Raw genomic sequence first — 16799 nt, 5'->3', positions numbered from 1 at the left:
GTAAGTTGTATCCCTTCTTTACTGACTGTCCACTTTGCTCTCAATCACCTGCTGAACCTGTGGCGACACATTAGATAAGAAATTCAGCCCCGTCTCGCGTTCAACTCTTGCCACGGGAACTCGAAAGCTTTTCCATCCTTTGCCTTTGACGCTGGCATTGTTGGGCATCATCACAGCGATCGTCCTGGTGTCGGCTGTAATTCCCTGCATCCCCAACCCTTGTCTGTCGAGAACCACAATAACTTTCCAATTTCGAGACGGCACTGCAATCTTCTCCTTTTTGCCGATGCTGCCTTTTCTTCCCACGGGCCCCGCTACGATGTAAAGTTCCTTGCCCTGCTGCACCAAATCTCGGCAGTAATCTTCCAGATCACTCCACAAACCTCGATTGAGTTCTGGTACTTGGGGCATCATGTTGGTCATCAGGAATGTGCTGCTGTTGTCCGCTTCGTTGCGGGTGCGATCGGCACTGGGTGCAATGTGCCCTCGGTCGTAACCGCTTCCCGTGTAATCGTTGGGACGGACTTTGTACCAAGCAGCGGGGAGGGCCTCGTCGGGACGGAAGTTGTCTTGGCGATCGGCTGCTCCAATCCAACATTTGTTGAGCTGCCACGAAACCCAGTTGGCGGTCTTAGTTTTGCTGTTGTAGCTCATCACGTACTGGGGTTTTACCAGTAAATAGTTGTTGATGTTGCTGGCAACACTGGGAGCGGCATTGCTGGGATTTCCCAGGAGTAAGTTGCGGTTATTGATGGCTGAGCTGATTGGTTCTCTGGTGCTTGGTTTTGGTTGCTGCACCCTTGGTTTTTCACGACCAATTTGAGGAAGTCGAGACGGTGGCGATGGCTCAGTCAAGTTGCAGCCGCTAACAATTCCTACCAAAATCAGAGCGATCGCCCCCCGTTGCCACAAATTCTTCACTCTCAACCGCTCCTCTTACATCTTCCATGCCAAGCTTATCAGCAGCCTGCCACTTAACAGAAAGAATCCCAAAAAACCTGTAGGTACTTTTCAGTGTTTGTGTGGAATGATTTATTGCAAGTCAAGTGCTGTAACAAGCGGACTATCGTGTGAGTAACTTCACCTTCCCACCAATCGGCGATCGGCATTGCCCGCTCGTCGTATCTTAAAAGACGAACCAAATGTTCTGTCGTATCTTAAAATACGACGAGACAAACTTTCTGTCGTATCTTAAAATACGACTTTTCAGAGTGGAGTTATGGCAAAGCAGAAAATTATTATTGGGATTTTAGCCAATGCTGGCGGTGTTGGGAAAACAACGTTAGCAGTACATCTAGCTTACGAGATATGCAAACGGGGACTCAAAGTAGCTTTAATCGACCTCGATCCTCAACGAGCTTTAGATGTATTCTGTGGCTTACCGAGCGCAGAAGTGGAGAATACAGTTGTCCGAGTATTTGACAAAGAATTCGACGGAAATTGGCCCTTGGTTTCGGCTTGGAACCATCCCGATATCGAAATCTGTCAAGGTCATCCCGCTACTGCACAGGTGGCAAACGATTTGGTCATTCGGAGACGCGGTGAGTACGTGCTGGCCGATCGCTTCAAGAGCCATCCTCTGCGCCACGATGTAATCATCTTAGACTGCCCTGCCACCATTGGAATCATTTGCGAAAATGCAGTGGCGGCTGCCACCGGCATACTAATTCCCCTTCAGTTAGAGATGAAATCTGTTTCCGGCGTAGCTGACTTGACGCAGTGGTTGATTGGAATTTCCGATGACTTAATGCTAGAACCACGCCCTCCAGTCTTAGGCTTAGTTCCCAGCTTATATGACAACAGTCGCGCCATTCACCGCCAGTACCTCCAGCAGTTACCTGAAGTCGCCCAACAACTGCGAGTAAAACTATACCCGCAGATTCGAGATTCCTCAGAATTCAAGAATGCAAGCGCCAACGGCCTGCCCTTACAAAAATACCGCCCAGCCCATCCCGCTTGCAAAGACTTCAAAGCGATCGCTGACGACCTCGTTACGTTAGTTAAAAAAGGAAAACTTTAATGGGTAAACTGCCTAAAATAAACGAACGCTTTGCGGGTGCTTATCAAGCGGCTGACCAAGCCGAACGGATTGCCCAATTACAAGCTGAAGTAGATAGGCTGCGAGCCACACCATCTCCAGAGCTTGAGCAACAAATGGCAGCTTTGCGAGAGCAACTGAAAGCGCAGTCGGGTGAATTAGAAGTAGCTGTAGATTTAATTGACCCCAATCACTACCAACCTCGCCAGACAATTACACCGGAAAGCATTCAAACTTTGGCTCGGAGTTTGGCTCACGACGGGCAAATTACTCCACTGATTGTCATTCCTCAAGGTGAAAGATACTTGTTGTGGGACGGACAGCGCCGTTGGGAAGCGGCTAAACAGTTGGGTTGGAAAACAATGCGGGCTGTCACTGCCCCCATGCCTCAAGACTTACATCGCAAAGCGCTGTTGACGTTTATCCACCACGAAGACCTCAACCCCTTGGATAAGGCTGAGGCGATTATTCAGGAAATAGCTACCACTACCAGTCGTGAGGCTGAAGAGATTTCTACTGTACTGTCAACAGTGTTGCGGCGTTTGGAGCGTTCTTCCCAGGCTCATCAACTGGCTGCCCTCGTGACGGCTGCGACAGATGAACAGCAGCAAGGAGTGAAATCTTTGGGAGTGAGCGAAACGGAGGAAAAGTTGCTGTTAGCTTTGTTGGATTTGGCTTTAAATCCCGCTTCGGTGAAGGCTAACTTAATTCCTATGTTGTCCCTGCCAAAGGATTTGAAGACAGCAATTCGACAGCAAGGGCTCAAAGGAGCGCACGCTTTAGCTTTGACGGTTTTATCTGCGAAGACTTTAAAGACTTCTGAGCGTCACGCTAAGAAGGAGAGGATTGAAGCGACTAACCAAGTGATTGAGCAAGATTTAACGGTAGCAAAGACTCGCGAGTTGGTCGGACAGATCAAGGCTAAATACCTAAAATCAGTCACTTCTGACTCGAAAGAAGTCACAACATTGGTGCGAGGGGTTAAGAAGTTATCGAAAGTAGTGATGGTTTCGACTAGCGCCGAACAACTTATGGAGTTGCGCCAAGTTTTACAACAAAAGCTTTCGGAAATTGATGAAATTTTGAGCTAAACATCATAAATTTAAAAATGGCTTAAGCTTTCTGGTTGACAGAAAAAATGGCGATCGCCCCCTGCTCGATTCATTCGGCGAGACAAGGCCCGCCCCAAGCAGTAATGTTTTTGAGTCGGGCAGTGAAAAGGACAAAGCTCAAAGCTGAAGCAATGGAGTTGCTGGGAAAACTTGCCCGCACCATCAAAGTGATCAACTCAGTTGTTTATCAAAAACAAGTCATCGCCGATTCTTCGGGTCAAGCCGCTACCCAGTCGTTCATCAAAAACAAGTCATCGCCGATTCTTCGGGTCAAGCCGCTACGGTGTGGGATTTGGACGATCAACCAGCCTCATATTCTGGTAAAGAGTAGAGCCGACTGTTTAAGGAAATTGTGGGAGCGTTGAAATGAGTACCAAAAAACGTAAACCACTTGGCAGCGCGATGGAAGAATTTGTCTTTGGCGATCGGGAAACTGCATCGCCAACACCACCAGAACTTGTATGACCAGCACCAACGCCCACAGCATCGCTAACACCGGAAGCTGCATTGCCAACACCAGCGGAAGTTGCATTGCCCGCAACACCACCGCAACCCGCAGTATCTGCACCAGAACCAGTTTCCATTCAATCAAAGGAGCCTAGCCTTATGAGTAAACTGCAAGCACCGGACAAAGAAGCGACGGTCAGGTTTACGGTGGATATGTCCGAAACTCTACACCGCAAACTGTCGATGTTGGCAGCAAAGACAGGGCGCAAGAAAGTGGATATTGTGCGGATGCTGTTGGAGGATGGGTTGAAGGAGGTGGAGGGGTAAGGGTTCTCTTCACATTCGGCGATCGCTCTACTCGGAAGGTGGCGATCGCTCGGAGGAATTGACTGGGTTAAGAAACAGAAGTTTTCCCAACAAGTGCGGAGCTTTCAATGAAAACTTGGTATCTCTTGAACTTTGACGATCGCCCGTTTCCCTTTAATTAGCTTGCCCAACGAGTGGGGAGTATTTAGCGTTAACTTCCGTAGCTGCGATCGGTTGTTTCTATTCAACCAGGTTTAAAAGATTTAGGTTTGCAGAATTCTGAGATTGTCAAAACAGCGGACGATTGGGTTTTGGTGACTCCATAATAAGCGATCGTGTCTGCCCCAATTCTCGTAGGGGAGAGTTTCACCAACAATATAATAAACCTGCCACCCAACGACTGAAAATAGTTAGATTTTGCCCCAAGTATGGGGCTTTTTTTGTGCTTGTTAATTCTTCACAATTCGGATTAATTGCAGAAATTTGAGTTGTAAAAGTTTGTCTTTGAAGTTTTCCCGATGTTGAAAACTTAGAGCTTTTGGCACTACAGAAGGCTCTGATTTTTAATTTCTGTTTGCGGTGTCGTGTGAAGTCGAAGCCTCCTTCGATTCCGCATTAATAGAAGACTTCGACACACTTTGTCTTAGTTATGTATTTCTAGCAAGTGACAAGTTAAATTTGCTAGACAGTGCCGTCACCCTTCGGCTGGGGGATAGGACGATGCCTTAAGGACGTTTACTCTATGCGGTAGAGGCGTCCACCAAAAGGCATCCCCCCAAAATTAGATTAGAAATCTAGTCTTTTGTCAACAGCTATTTATGGTTTTCCTTAAACTGTCGCATTAATAGAAGACTTCCACAAATTTTGTTTTAGCGTTTCCATTCAATTAGTTTCCCCAACGAGTGGGGAGTCAAATCTTTCACGGGGAATTCAACGGATATGCGTTCATTCCATTCAATTAGTTTCCCCAGCGAGTGGAAGTATTCATCAGGGGAAGACGCTTGGACAGACGCAGTTTACGAGTTTCCATTCAATTAATTTCCCCAACGAGTGGGGAGAGTAAATACTGTGCCGATCATGTCTATGGTCAATGTTCTTGATGTTTCCATCCAATTAGTTTCCCCAACGAGTGGGGAGTTATTACCAAACTGACAACCCCGGCGGCTACGAGTATCGTGAGTGGTTTCCATTCAATTAGTTTCCCCAGCGAGTGGGGAGTCATTGCAACCAACGTAATTCGGTTGTTCCCTGCATATTACGTGCTTTAGTTTCCATTCAATTAGTTTCCCCAGCGAGTGGGGAGTTCGCGAATATTACAGCGTGAATCCTGCAAAGAATCACGAGTTTCCATTCAATTAGTTTCCCCAACGAGTGGGGAGGTCATTTGGTTTAATCCGTTAGTCGCTGGAGCTCAACGTTTCCATTCAATTAGTTTCCCCCGCGAGTGGGGAGTGTGCCAACTTTTGCCCCCCCGGGACAACAAGCGAGTTTCCATTCAATTAGTTTCCCCCGCGAGTGGGGAGAGTTCGTCGCACAGACCATACCCAGAGCGGGATTCAGCCATCAAATCGACGCACCGCTAAAATATAGCACAGGTAAATGAGAAAAAGCATCGAACTATAAGCCTCAAACTCAATCCCTGCAAAGCATCGACGCACTTCAACCAAACCATAAGGGTTACACCAATCAAGCGAGGTGCGTCGATATGGGCTAGATTAGTCTCCCAAAGTCAATAGTGTTTTCCCGTCCAAGACTTGAACCCCTGTAATCATCAGGATATTAACTAATTCTCATATAGCGCTGGAAGATAAATGTGTCGCTACTAAAGCTACTGCGTTATCAGTTTTGCTGACTTCACCGATATATAGTCTGCCAACGGACGCTGTACTTTGACGTGAAAGTGTTACCTACAAAGGGTTAGAGCATTTTTAGCAAGGATTTGTGGTTTAAGTCCCGTTAGCTGTATCGATCGGCTAAATCTCTTGCTGCTTGTCGGTGTTTTTCTACCAAACTCGGCGGGGAAAGCACTTGGGCGCTATCCATATATCTGTTCACCCACAGACTGAATTCGTTCAAGGAGCGATCGGGCAAATCTATCTGATAGTCCACATAAGCCACTTTGCCAAAACTATTCTTCGGGCCTTCTTTAATCTTTTGTCGCGGATGCCGTCGATCGCCCTCTAGAATAAATCCAACTACCTTCTCAAAAAACCGCACCTTCACTTTTTCTAACTTCAGCGTACCTTGCAATTCAGCCTGCTGTTGTTCTGGCTTGCCTAAGAACAACCCCCAGCCGTTTTTTAACAACTTTTGAGCTATTTTCAAACGTTGTCCCTGTACAGCTAAGCCGCGCTCTTCTGCATTGATAATTTCGCAGTAGTCGGTAAAGCGATTGACCCGTACTACCTTCAAGTGTCCGTTGTCGTAATTTTCGCAAATGAGATACCAGGCGATATCGTGATAAATCAGTTGCAGGGGCCAGATGCGGTGGAAACCAATCTTGCCTTTACCGTAAGGATCGCTTTGGCGGTGAAGTTCGATCGCCTGACCCCGAACGATGGCTGTTTCTACGATATCTAGTTTGTGAAATAGGGTATTCCGATATTCTTGGCGATCAAGCATTTCTACAGGGTCGGTGTAAATAATCGCACGATTTAGTTGTTCGCGAACGGGATAGAACAATTTACCTTGGAGCTCGATATCTAATCCACGCAACCGTTTAGTGAGTTTTTCACAAATTTGGCGGGCTTGAGGATTTCCTTGATATTTGGCTTGAGAGGCTATTGCTTGAAATGCGAATAGTAGTTCGTCTCGATTCATTGCACCGGTGCCGAGATAATAGCCGAAGCGATACATTCGTTTGTCAAGGATTCCGTAGTGGCGCAAAGTTTCTAAATCTTTGCGAATGGTAGCAGTTGCAGGATAGTTTTCTGGAAACTCGATGCTGCCCGACTCGGCAACTTTCTGTAATTGAGATTGAACTTCTAGCAAAGCGTCGTGATATTTACTGTCGGATGCTTCGGTGTCAGAGTGTCCGATGCCCGGATGGTTTACCAATGTGGCGATGAGGAGCATGATGCGATCGAACGTTAGTTTGTCGGCGTAGGGGTGAGGCGTTGGTTTTTTTGCCATGATGGGGGTAAAGTGGGTAAAAGTCAAGGAAAAGACAATATTGACATAAAAATCTAGAAAAACCTCAAAGCCGTTATTTAGAGAGCTGTAGGTTTTCCAAGAGATTTGATACATATTGTAAATTGCGAGACTCGAAGCTGGCTCGGCTGATATATTGAGTGGAATCGTTAGCGAATAACAGCAATGTCAACATTCTGGCAAGCCAAAATTTGGGGATTGATGCACGATCCAGTCCTCAAATCGCTGCATCGAGACATGAGTCGGGAGGGAGGATGGGGACAGTTGCAGTGTATGGAGGGCTGGAAGTCTCCGCAAGAACCGGCAACTCATTCCCAAACCAATTTGAATGGAACTTGGCTGAAGTATGTAGGATTGTGCGATTTGATCGCAGCCACCAGTGATCGGACTACTGTTGGTAGACTGCCGCCGGAATATAGTGCCGTACTCTATGAGAATCAAGGGTTACAGCTACGCCACTTGTTATCGGGAAAAGCACAAACTTTGATTTTAGAACAGTGGCACCACCGGATTATCGATCGTGATCGCGCGGAATTTTTAGATTGGGTTGAACAAACTGCACTCGATCCTATTAAAGAATGGAAAGATCCGCAAAAAGTATTTTGGTGGTTGTGGCGGTGTTATACACAGGCACTTTCTACCTCTTTGGGAGCAGCAACAGATGAGCCGTGCATTCATTTATTGCCCGCAGAAACGCGCATTCCCGATGCTTCTTTATGGAGTCACGTTACTATGACTTCTGCTTTAGCTGGAGGATTAGCAGGGTATTCCGACAATCTAGAAGATTATCCGAAAAAAGACGATCACAATTGGCTGCGATCGCGCCCTCATGTCGCTACTTTCAGCTTTACCCCCGTACAAGAATTAATCAAATCCAGCCGCAAAATGCGAGATTTTTGGGCTGGTTCCTGGCTGCTGCACTATCTTTCTGCCAAAGTTTGCTGGGCGATCGCCCAGAAATACGGCCCCGATACTCTGCTTTACCCTTGTTTATACGCCCAACCGCTAATTGACCACTGGCTATTACAAAAATATCCCGACTTTCAAGAGTGGATTAAACAGCCGCCCCAACCAGTTTTGGAGCAACAATTACTCACAGCAGGATTTCCCAATGTCTTAGTAATGATCTTGCCTAATAACGGTCAAGGTGCAGAAGCAACCAGCGGTAATCCAGTACGCGCAGCTATGGCTTATGCCGAAGCAACGCTTCACCAAGAATGGAAAAATATCGGGCAAAAAGTATTAGCTTTCCTGCAAGCCGACAAAACAAAAGGCGGCGAACAGTGGCGCAATATCAATTCCAAAACTTGGGAGGGCTGGTTAAAAGCACAGTGGCAGACATACTGGACTGCACTGCCGATCGGTTCTTCTGATGCTGAACTACATCATTACCCCGGCAAAGAAACTGAATACAAAGCATGGATTCAAAAGCAAAATGACTTTGCTAATCCGCATACAGCATTATTTAGTAGACCGGAATACAATTTTATCGAAGCTGTATTTAGGCACACATCTCCCAAGTCGCACGAAAACCCCTCAGAACCAGAAACTAGAGCCGAATTTAGAGCCAAACAGCCAAATATGAATGCAGGCTCGTGGTGGGCAAGTATTTTTGACTCCCTTCGCTTCAGTCTCAATGCTGTTAAAAATTCTAGAACTTGGCAACTACCTACTGCCTTCGGTCCCCGTTCCACGGTGTCAGGAATAGGATCAGCCGTGCATTCCACCTATAATTCCAAACAAAATGATTGGGCTACGGAGGAACAAACTAGGGAATTTTGGTCTTATGATATGGGGTTATTCGACGGTATTGAACAACTCAATGCCACCGAAATCGTCAAGCGGGGTTTGCACCAAATTTTACTCAAAGAACTATTTCCAGGGGAATCCGAAAAGGAGCGGGGTAAAATACCTGTTCTTTATCCCGATTTGAGTTCGGGTGTAGCTGGCTGGCTGCGAACTATGGAAGCAGCAGGGAACCAGCAAGCTATTGATTACTTTTTGGAATCTTGTGCAAAACTTGTCAATAAATTTACATGGACAAATGACGGTAAATATGCACCAGCTAATTTACCTTGGGGCATTCCTTGGATAGCAAAAAATCACAGTAATTGGTACAATCCGCGCTTGCTGAATGCTGGCTGGTTGATTGAGGACTATCACCCAAAAAGCGATCGTCCTGACCAACTATTCACTCACACTGAAAAACAAAAAGCGAAGCAAGAAGAGTTAAGGAAACTGCGAGAATTCATTTCTAAATTATTTCCTCTTGGCAAGAATCTAACAGATTGGTACGTCTTAGCTGCTGGCGATGGCGACGGTATGAGTGAGTGGCTCAAAGGTACAAAGCTAAAAGCATATAATCATTATCTTCCTGATGCTTTGCACCACAAGATTAATCAAATGCCGGAGCAGTTCCGGGAGCCATTTCAAGAGTTTCTGGAAGTGCAAAAGCGCATGGGTCCAGCTACTCACAGTGCTTTGAGTCGTGCTTTGCTAGATTTTTCTAATCAATTAGTCCCTTATCTAACTGAACAGCGCTACGCGGGACGTTTGATTTACGGCGGTGGTGATGATGTTTTAGCCTATACAAATCTCTGGGAATGGGATAAGTGGCTGTGGGATATTCGCCAGTGTTTCCGAGGGGATAAAGATCCTTTGGGGGATTTAAACGAGCAAAATCGAGAATTTGATAACGAAGGAGATTACTGGCGCTGGAATGGTGGCCAATTACCTGAAACTTTATCAAGTCGCCCTTTATTTACAATGGGACACAAGGCGACGATTAGTTTTGGCATTGTTCTTGCTCACCATTCCGTACCTTTGGCGATCGCTTTGGAGAATCTTTGGGAAGCTGAAGACAAAGCCAAGAAGCACAAATCACCTGATGGCAAACAAAAGGATGCTGTGCAAGTTCGCATTCTCTACGGTAACGGCAACATTTTGAAAGCTACTTGTAAGTTTGATGTATTCCATCACTGGCAAGAGTTGATTGCTATTCCAGGTTTAGAAAGCGCAATCTTTGAGCAAGCTGCGACTGTTTGGAGTCAACATCCAGCACCGATGTATGAGGCAATTGGGCCTTGGACAAATGCCTTTTGTAGTCGCCGAGAAGCTTTTAAAGGTGATGAATTAATGCAGAAAAAATTTCAAGAATTATTAACCCAGTTTTTGCAAAAATTATGGCAGACAACTGAAAGCGGGACAGAGTGCGAGCTGCAAATGAACAACTGGCTGAAACTCGCCGCCTTTTTAATTCGCAACCGCGACATCAAACTAGGAGGTAAAAGTCAATGAATTGGTACACAATTACCCCTCTAGACGTATTATTGTTCAGAGATGCTAAACCCTTCACGCCAGGAGAAAGAGCCTGGGCAAGCAGCACTTTTCCTCCCAACGGACATACCATTGCCGGTGCCTTGCGGAAACTGCTAGGAGACAAGAAAGATTTGCAAATTACTGGCCCGTTTCTGTGTCGAGATGAAAGCCTTTATTTTTCTCGTCCCATCGGGTTTGTCGGCTCAATTCCCCTCGTGCCTTTAGCCTGGGATGAAAACTCTAACTTACACCAAGCATTGTGGGATAAACAACAGCCTTGTCCTTTGGTAAAACCTTCGGATTGCAACAAGGATCATGAACGCAAAGATGCAGAAATTGGCAATTACAAATTCAGGGAATATTTGTCATTTACAACTGTACAAAAATATCTACACTCTGGTAAAATTAACAGAAGTGACTGGCTGACAGAAGACAAAACGAAAACAGAAATTGAACCTTGGTTAGTTGAAACTCGCTCGCACAATGCCCTTCAAGAGGGCACGCGGCAAGTCAAAGACGCTGACGGGTATTTTGTCGAAAATGCCATTCGTTTAAAGGAAGGTTGGAGTTTGGCGATCGGTCTCGAATCAACTATCAATCAAGCCATCGAAACACCAGCGATAATTCAATTAGGTGGTGAAGGACACCGGGCTATCTTGCAGCGGGTAGAAGTCTTAGATAACCAATGGCAAAAACTCCAAGAATTATCAAAGAAAAACTTTACGAAAGGTCAGGAAAACTTTAAAAAAGGCGACAAAGAACATGGGAAATCAATTGCCTATCTCGTCACTCCCGGAGTATTTGAACGCCGGGACAGCAAAGATAACCGTCTCTCTATATGCCGTGCGTGGCCCTCGGAATGGAAATTAGCTCACGCAGTTAATAGCAATCAGACGATCGGGCCATTAGTTAGCGTTTCAACAGCCAGCGCACTGCCAATAAGTTGCCGCATTCGAGATACTAAAGATGAGCCAGGAAAAAGCATTCCAGCGCCCCAAGTTTTTGCTGCGCGGCCCGGTAGTTTGTATTATTTGAATCAACCAGCAAAGTTGTTTCAGGAGGATACAGAAACTAAGGTGCGCGTTTGGCAACAGTTAGGTTACTCAGAATTACTTTGGATTAATTTTGACAGTAAATCAATTAACAAGGAAGCACAACCATGAATTATTTAACTTATACTTAGGGCTTGCTGAATAATCGAGCCCATATTGCGTGGCCTGGGTTTCGAGCGCGCAATCGAGAATAAAGTGCAAGATAAACAGGTAAAATAGGTCAAAACCCGTGCATCACCACCTGCGATCATGTACAAAAAAGCTGAGCTTGCCTCCAGCCCCCCATCCGAGTTTGAACTGCCTTTCGGAGGAAGGTTGTCTGCTGACAACCGTTGGGTAAAAATGGGCGAACTAATCCCGTGGTCAGAATTTGAATCAGAATATGCGGAAAACTTCCCCACAGAAAAGGGCGCACCAGCCAAATCCTTTCGGATGGCATTGGGGGCGTTAATTATCAAAGAAAAGCTGGGAATTAGCGATCGCGAAACGGTAGAACAAATCCGTGAAAACCCCTATCTACAATACTTTATCGGTCGAGCAAGCTACAGTAACGAGCTACCCTGTGACCCATCTTTATTAGTTCATTTTCGGCAAAGAATTAGTCCGAACCTAATTAATAAAGTGAACGAACGCATGGTCGAAAAAATGCGAGAAATCACGCCAGTCCCACCCGAAAAAAAAAAGGATTCGGACGGCAAAAATGAGTCACCCAATCGTGGTAAGTTGATCGTAGATGCAACCTGCGCCCCAGCCGACATTAGTTATCCGACCGACTTAGGACTATTAAACAGAGCCAGAGTTCATACAGAAAAAATTATAGACATTCTGTATAAACAAATTAAAGAAAACACCACTAAAAAACCAATAACATACCGTAATCTAGCGAGGAAAGACTACTTAGCAGTAGCCAAACAACGACGACCGACCAAAAACAAAAAAAGACAAGCAATTAAAAAACAACTTCAATACATAAAAAGAAACCTAGCTCATATTGAACAGCTAATCGATTCAGGTGCGAGCCTAGAAGCTCTGAATAAAAAGCAATATAAAACCTTGTTAGTCCTCACAAAGGTCTATCGCCAACAGCAATGGTTATTTGACAATAATAAACAGAGTATTGAGGATAGAATAGTAAGTTTAAGCCAACCCCATATCCGTCCCATAGTCAGAGGAAAAGCAGGAAAAAGCGTAGAATTTGGAGCCAAAATATCAGCCAGTTGTTTTGAGGGATATGTATTTTAGACCGGATGAGCTGGGATAACTTTAAGGAATCAGGGGACTTAAAAACACAAGTAGAAGCATATCATAAATTCACAGGGTATTATCCAGAGTCAGTTCATGCAGATCGCATTTACCGAAATCGGGAAAACCGAGCATGGTGTAAAGAAAAAGGCATTAGGCTGAGTGGGCCGCCATTAGGAAGACCGCCAGCAAATGTGAGTAAATCAAAAAAGAGGCAAGCGTTGGAAGATGAGAGGATTAGAAATGCCATTGAGGGCAAGTTTGGGCAAGGAAAACGAAGATTCGGTCTCAATCGAGTGATGGCAAAACTTGATAATACATCTGGTACAGTTATTGCAATTACTTTTTTGGTAATGAACCGATGCTTCCTGGTGGCGCCGGGTTTTTTGTGTGTTTTTATGTCTATTTGGAAAAAGAACACCTGTTTTTGGCTTGAATATAATCTACAATTATAACTGGGTGGAATCAATGCCGAAACAACTTATATTTAACCCAGGGTAAACGCATCTAAATTAATTTGACAAAAACATGAATTTGTGCATTACTCAATAAATAAAAAAACCTTCTTAAAATCATTAATTTTAACCCCACTTAAGCAGATTAAATCAGAACCTTAAGAATTTCTAAACTTCTTAAAGCCGGATAATTTTGCTTCTTAGATAGGTGTTAGATTTCGAGCATTAACTGGCAGAGTTTAAAATTTTAACTAAATAATTATTGTCCATTGCCGCTCGATACCGCTTCATTTTTAGACTTTGCTTAGAAGTTTTTTCTTGTTTCAGTAAATTTATGGCTAATCGACGTAGAAGTGCAAAATTTTCGGGAGAGTTCTGTTTCCGAATCCGGCTTTCATCTTCACAAAATGTAACATCAAGTGTCCAATGTAAGCTATTTTCAATGCCCCAATGACTGCGAATCGCTCCAGCAATTTTTTCAGCATTACTGCTTAAACTACTCAAGTAAAAACGAGCTTCTGTGGTGGTTTTATTCCACAATCGTCGTTCACTAACTATCATGACAACTGTTTTTAATCCACTCCATAATGCTTGATTATGCAGAGGTGGTAACTCGGATACATCCACAGTCCAGACTTGTCTTTTTTCCACTCGATGATGTCCAGCTTCTACTTGTTCATGATAGTTATACTCTCTACCTAAATCATCGGACTTTTGGGCTAATTCAAACCATTCTTTTACGGCTTGGTACAGGAGTTTTTGATTGCCTTTTAAAGCTAAAATATAATCTCCTTTTTTCTTAAAAATCAGAGATGTTATGTCTTTTTGACACCCCATAGCATCTATGGTTATTACACTTCCGGCAATTTCTATTAATTCCGGGATTGCTGTCAGCTCGTTAGATTTTTTAGCGACTTTTTTTGGTCCTAAAACCAATTGATGAGATGAAGACCAAGCAGTAACTATATGTAGCGCTTTTTGCTGGTCATTTCGGTCATAAGATTGTTTCATTGTTTTGCCATCAATGGCAATCACGTTGAGTTCTAATTCCCCGACTATCGCATTTACCCAGCTCAAAAAACATTCTTGAAACTGTTGTGGTTCAATTCGAGCAAATACCCGACTAAATGTGTCATGAGATGGTATACCATTCGGTAATTCTAGAAAGCTTTTCAACCATTCATGTTTGGCGTTACCATAGGCTTCTATTGCCACCCATCCGTCTGCACCACTGATGATAGCTAGAATCGCAATCGCTATAATATCTTTGAGTAAATGTTCTTTACTTCTTTCTATTCTTGGGTCTTTCAACTTGGCAAAATCTTCTAAAAAACTGGCATTTAAAATATTCAGTGAAGGCAATAAATCTGTTTTTTTTTGTTGGGAAGTTACAGCTTTACTAAAACCTCTTGCCATTGATAACTCTCATGAACTACAATAAACTACATTGAAATTTACTCGGATATAACTGTAGCATATTTTGGGTTGAAGTTAAGATGCGTTTACCCTGATATTTAACCAAGCTTGAATATATCGATCGCTCCTGCTCTTGGTTGGCGATCGATTATTCAGCAAACCCTACTTAAAAAGCCTAACAAAGGCTTCATACCCTCAGCAGCAAGTCTGTAGCGCTCACACTTGCAGCCAGACTTAAAGATTTTATGATAATCTTCCACCCGCCAACGGTAAGTATACCAGCGCAGCATCTTAATCGCAGTTTCTATATCTTCTACGACTTCAGTCGTCAGAAGCATCCATTCTAAAGGTGTTTCGCTTTCTGGGCCATCGATTTCAGTTGCATAAACAGCATAAACTTGTAATGAATCACGATTCTCTCTCGCGATAGGGAACTCGTAGTTGAACTTGACAGAAGCGCACTGCCAATGAAGCTATCCTTCCCTGACGTTTACCAGTTTCTGGTACTTTGATTTCCTGTTCAAATCTGATCCGTTGGGATTCCAACTTTCTCCACAAACGTTCGCTATTCTGGTAAGGGCTACGGTCATGAGCTGCACGTACTAATACTCCTGTATGTTTCAGTTGACGTGCTTGGTCGAACACTTCACTAATATCTCCTTCTCGGTCGAAAACATGAATTACTCGGGTGCTGTTACTTACTTCATGCTGGACTTCGGTCATCGCTTCTACCCATCGATAAGACTCTTTTTCTTCAAATGGGCGTTGACGAGCAGCTTTTCGCGCGATTGCCTGTCGTTGTTTTTTGGCTGCTGCGGTTTCATCCTGTGGTGGCTTTTCTTTGTGCTCTCGATTCCATAGCTTTTGCCATAACAGTCCCATTACTTGTCCTTGTTCGGGGGTGAGCGCCAAGGCACTATGTAAAATTAATCCGTTGCCACCGTTACCTGTGGGTCCATATCCTTCCCGTTTGGCTTTGATGCTACCATAATCTAGAAAGGTTGTATCTCCTATGGACAATACGACTTCTTGCTCTTCCACAGCTTCACAGGTCATTTGACAGTGAGGTTTGATTACTTTGTCAAATTCTATTTTGCTGTTGCCAAAAACTCATAAGCTCTTTTCAACTCGTTTCCAATGAGTGAATATTTCTGACAATGCTTTCCCGAACCCTTGACTTAGGGCTTGGCCAATTGAATAGGCTCTATTGTTTAATCTCTCATCTCCTAATTCACAAGTTGCAAAATTTTTCTCCCACCAGCTCAACATTTTTCGCCTGCCTTTACTTGATTTTAACCACATTATATCGGTTGAGTCGATGGAAGGTATTATCCTTCGCACCTCTCAGTTAGATCCGGACGTGCTGGTTTCCCCGCATCCGGCTCCCGATGTTCTTGGCTTACGCCTTTGCTCATGTGGAGATAATCGTGGCAGATGAGAGTGAACCGCTAGAAGGTTGTTTATTTTCGAGTTACTATGGTTTCCGTCTACATGATGTAGATGCACCTTTTCATCGCTTAGCATTTTTAGACCACATTTCGCACATTTATGGTTTTGCCGTTTTAAAGCTTTAGAGGTTTCGCCGTTATAGAGCTTGCTGTTACGCTCACTCCAGTAGGCTATATCTCCGTCGTAGGGAGATTTCTCTCCTTTGACATTGACAAATTTGTTTTCGGAGTAAGGAACCGTCGGGAATGCTTTATCAAGCAGTTTCTTGCTCGTGTAGCTAGATTGTTTTGATTCCTTATTGAATACCTTGAAGGCTCTATTTTGGATAAACCACAGTGATAACCGTGACCCTTCCAATTTACAGTAGCGATGGTAATTTCTCCAGCCTCTAACTACAGGGGCTAATTTCTTAGCTTTGACCGTAGCACCATAATTCGAGCTGTTAACGATGTGTTTTACCTTCTGACGGAACGCTTTAAAATTGTCCGCTGATGGAACGCATCTAAATTTCCCGTTGTTCTGCACTTTGAAATGCCAACCGAGGAAGTCAAACCCATCTGTCGTAGCCGTTAGCTTTGTTTTCTTTTCACTAACCTTCATGCCTCGTTCTGCCAGAAATTCGCTGACTTTATCAAGTATTGCAGTCGCATCATCTTTAGGCTTTAGAATTATTACCATGTCATCCGCGTAGCGGACTGATTGATGTATTTCCTCAATCCCATTGAGAGCTATATTGGCTAGTACAGCATGGCGGAAATAAAGTACCTATTTTATGGGAGACTGGGGCTAAGTGAGATAAATTGCACTCAGAACA

The 16799-nt window shown here is 44.3% G+C and carries 12 protein-coding genes and 2 pseudogenes; 7 read left to right on the top strand and 7 right to left on the bottom strand.

Annotated features, from left to right (window positions below):
- Positions 1-18: 18 nt before the first annotated feature.
- Complete coding sequence (locus tag QUA74_RS10530) at positions 19-921, bottom strand: DNA/RNA non-specific endonuclease (protein ID WP_333327818.1); 903 nt, start codon at positions 919-921, stop codon at positions 19-21.
- Positions 922-1219: 298 nt separating this feature from the next.
- Between QUA74_RS10530 and QUA74_RS10525 the strand changes: the two genes are divergently transcribed.
- Genes QUA74_RS10525 through QUA74_RS10515 form a run of 3 tightly spaced genes read left to right on the top strand, consistent with a single transcriptional unit; the run spans position 1220 to position 3515 of the window.
- Positions 1220-2020 (top strand): ParA family protein, encoded by an 801-nt coding sequence (locus QUA74_RS10525; protein WP_333327815.1) that lies wholly within the window; start codon positions 1220-1222, stop codon positions 2018-2020.
- On the top strand, positions 2020-3129 hold the full coding sequence (locus tag QUA74_RS10520) for a ParB/RepB/Spo0J family partition protein (RefSeq protein ID WP_333327812.1): 1110 nt from the start codon (positions 2020-2022) through the stop codon (positions 3127-3129). The genes QUA74_RS10525 and QUA74_RS10520 overlap by 1 nt, the downstream gene beginning before the upstream one ends.
- A 35-nt stretch (positions 3130-3164) precedes the next feature.
- A complete protein-coding gene (locus tag QUA74_RS10515; protein ID WP_333327807.1) occupies positions 3165-3515 on the top strand; it encodes a hypothetical protein in 351 nt (116 codons plus the stop codon).
- Here QUA74_RS10515 and QUA74_RS10510 read toward each other — a convergent pair.
- Positions 3492-3734, bottom strand: a complete 243-nt coding sequence (locus QUA74_RS10510) for a hypothetical protein (RefSeq protein ID WP_333327804.1) — start codon at positions 3732-3734, stop codon at positions 3492-3494. The two genes, QUA74_RS10515 and QUA74_RS10510, sit on opposite strands and share 24 nt — an antisense overlap.
- 22 nt (positions 3735-3756) lie before the next feature.
- Here QUA74_RS10510 and QUA74_RS10505 point away from each other — a divergent pair, with 22 nt between their 5' ends.
- Positions 3757-3924: a hypothetical protein gene (locus QUA74_RS10505; protein WP_333327801.1), complete on the top strand. Its 168-nt coding sequence runs from the start codon at positions 3757-3759 to the stop codon at positions 3922-3924.
- 1013 nt (positions 3925-4937) lie between these two features.
- Here QUA74_RS10505 and QUA74_RS29850 read toward each other — a convergent pair.
- Positions 4938-5093 carry a hypothetical protein gene (locus QUA74_RS29850; RefSeq protein ID WP_445302138.1) on the bottom strand — a complete coding sequence of 52 codons (156 nt, stop codon included), beginning with the start codon at positions 5091-5093 and terminating at the stop codon, positions 4938-4940.
- 766 nt (positions 5094-5859) lie between these two features.
- Complete coding sequence (locus tag QUA74_RS10500) at positions 5860-7149, bottom strand: WYL domain-containing protein (RefSeq protein ID WP_333327798.1); 1290 nt, start codon at positions 7147-7149, stop codon at positions 5860-5862.
- Between the two features lie 69 nt (positions 7150-7218).
- Here QUA74_RS10500 and cas10 point away from each other — a divergent pair, with 69 nt between their 5' ends.
- The 3 genes and pseudogenes from cas10 to QUA74_RS10485 all read left to right on the top strand — a co-directional run bounded on the left by cas10 (position 7219) and on the right by QUA74_RS10485 (position 13166).
- Positions 7219-10350, top strand: coding sequence for a type III-B CRISPR-associated protein Cas10/Cmr2 (cas10, locus tag QUA74_RS10495; RefSeq protein ID WP_333327795.1), 3132 nt, complete (start codon positions 7219-7221; stop codon positions 10348-10350).
- Positions 10347-11534: a type III-B CRISPR module-associated Cmr3 family protein gene (locus tag QUA74_RS10490; RefSeq protein WP_333327793.1), complete on the top strand. Its 1188-nt coding sequence runs from the start codon at positions 10347-10349 to the stop codon at positions 11532-11534. The genes cas10 and QUA74_RS10490 overlap by 4 nt, the downstream gene beginning before the upstream one ends.
- Positions 11535-11672: 138 nt before the next feature.
- A pseudogene (locus QUA74_RS10485) lies at positions 11673-13166 on the top strand (IS5 family transposase).
- 179 nt (positions 13167-13345) lie between these two features.
- On the opposite strand, the gene QUA74_RS10480 reads toward QUA74_RS10485, so the two are convergent.
- The 3 genes and pseudogenes from QUA74_RS10480 to QUA74_RS10470 form a co-directional block, all read right to left on the bottom strand.
- On the bottom strand, positions 13346-14536 hold the full coding sequence (locus tag QUA74_RS10480) for an ISAs1 family transposase (protein ID WP_333327787.1): 1191 nt from the start codon (positions 14534-14536) through the stop codon (positions 13346-13348).
- Between the two features lie 167 nt (positions 14537-14703).
- Positions 14704-15805 (bottom strand): annotated as a pseudogene (locus tag QUA74_RS10475) (IS4 family transposase); the annotation flags it as partial.
- Between the two features lie 75 nt (positions 15806-15880).
- Positions 15881-16717 carry a reverse transcriptase domain-containing protein gene (locus QUA74_RS10470; RefSeq protein ID WP_333349409.1) on the bottom strand — a complete coding sequence of 279 codons (837 nt, stop codon included), beginning with the start codon at positions 16715-16717 and terminating at the stop codon, positions 15881-15883.
- Positions 16718-16799: the final 82 nt, after the last annotated feature.

It is taken from the genome of Microcoleus sp. LAD1_D3 (assembly GCF_036702135.1).
In the GTDB taxonomy this organism is placed as follows: Bacteria; Cyanobacteriota; Cyanobacteriia; order Cyanobacteriales; family Microcoleaceae; genus Microcoleus.
Note: the sequence above shows the minus strand (reverse complement) of the source record. Positions and strands in the feature narration are given on the sequence as shown.

Excerpts from the sequence above, each read along its gene's own strand:
- QUA74_RS10520 (WP_333327812.1), top strand. The coding sequence starts at position 2,020 with ATGGGTAAACTGCCTAAAATAAACGAACGCTTTGCGGGTGCTTATCAA.
- QUA74_RS10490 (WP_333327793.1), top strand. The coding sequence starts at position 10,347 with ATGAATTGGTACACAATTACCCCTCTAGACGTATTATTGTTCAGAGAT.
- QUA74_RS10525 (WP_333327815.1), top strand. The coding sequence starts at position 1,220 with ATGGCAAAGCAGAAAATTATTATTGGGATTTTAGCCAATGCTGGCGGT.
- QUA74_RS10480 (WP_333327787.1), bottom strand. The coding sequence starts at position 14,536 with ATGGCAAGAGGTTTTAGTAAAGCTGTAACTTCCCAACAAAAAAAAACA.
- QUA74_RS10505 (WP_333327801.1), top strand. The coding sequence starts at position 3,757 with ATGAGTAAACTGCAAGCACCGGACAAAGAAGCGACGGTCAGGTTTACG.
- QUA74_RS29850 (WP_445302138.1), bottom strand. The coding sequence starts at position 5,093 with ATGGAAACCACTCACGATACTCGTAGCCGCCGGGGTTGTCAGTTTGGT.
- QUA74_RS10510 (WP_333327804.1), bottom strand. The coding sequence starts at position 3,734 with ATGGAAACTGGTTCTGGTGCAGATACTGCGGGTTGCGGTGGTGTTGCG.
- QUA74_RS10500 (WP_333327798.1), bottom strand. The coding sequence starts at position 7,149 with ATGTATCAAATCTCTTGGAAAACCTACAGCTCTCTAAATAACGGCTTT.
- cas10 (WP_333327795.1), top strand. The coding sequence starts at position 7,219 with ATGTCAACATTCTGGCAAGCCAAAATTTGGGGATTGATGCACGATCCA.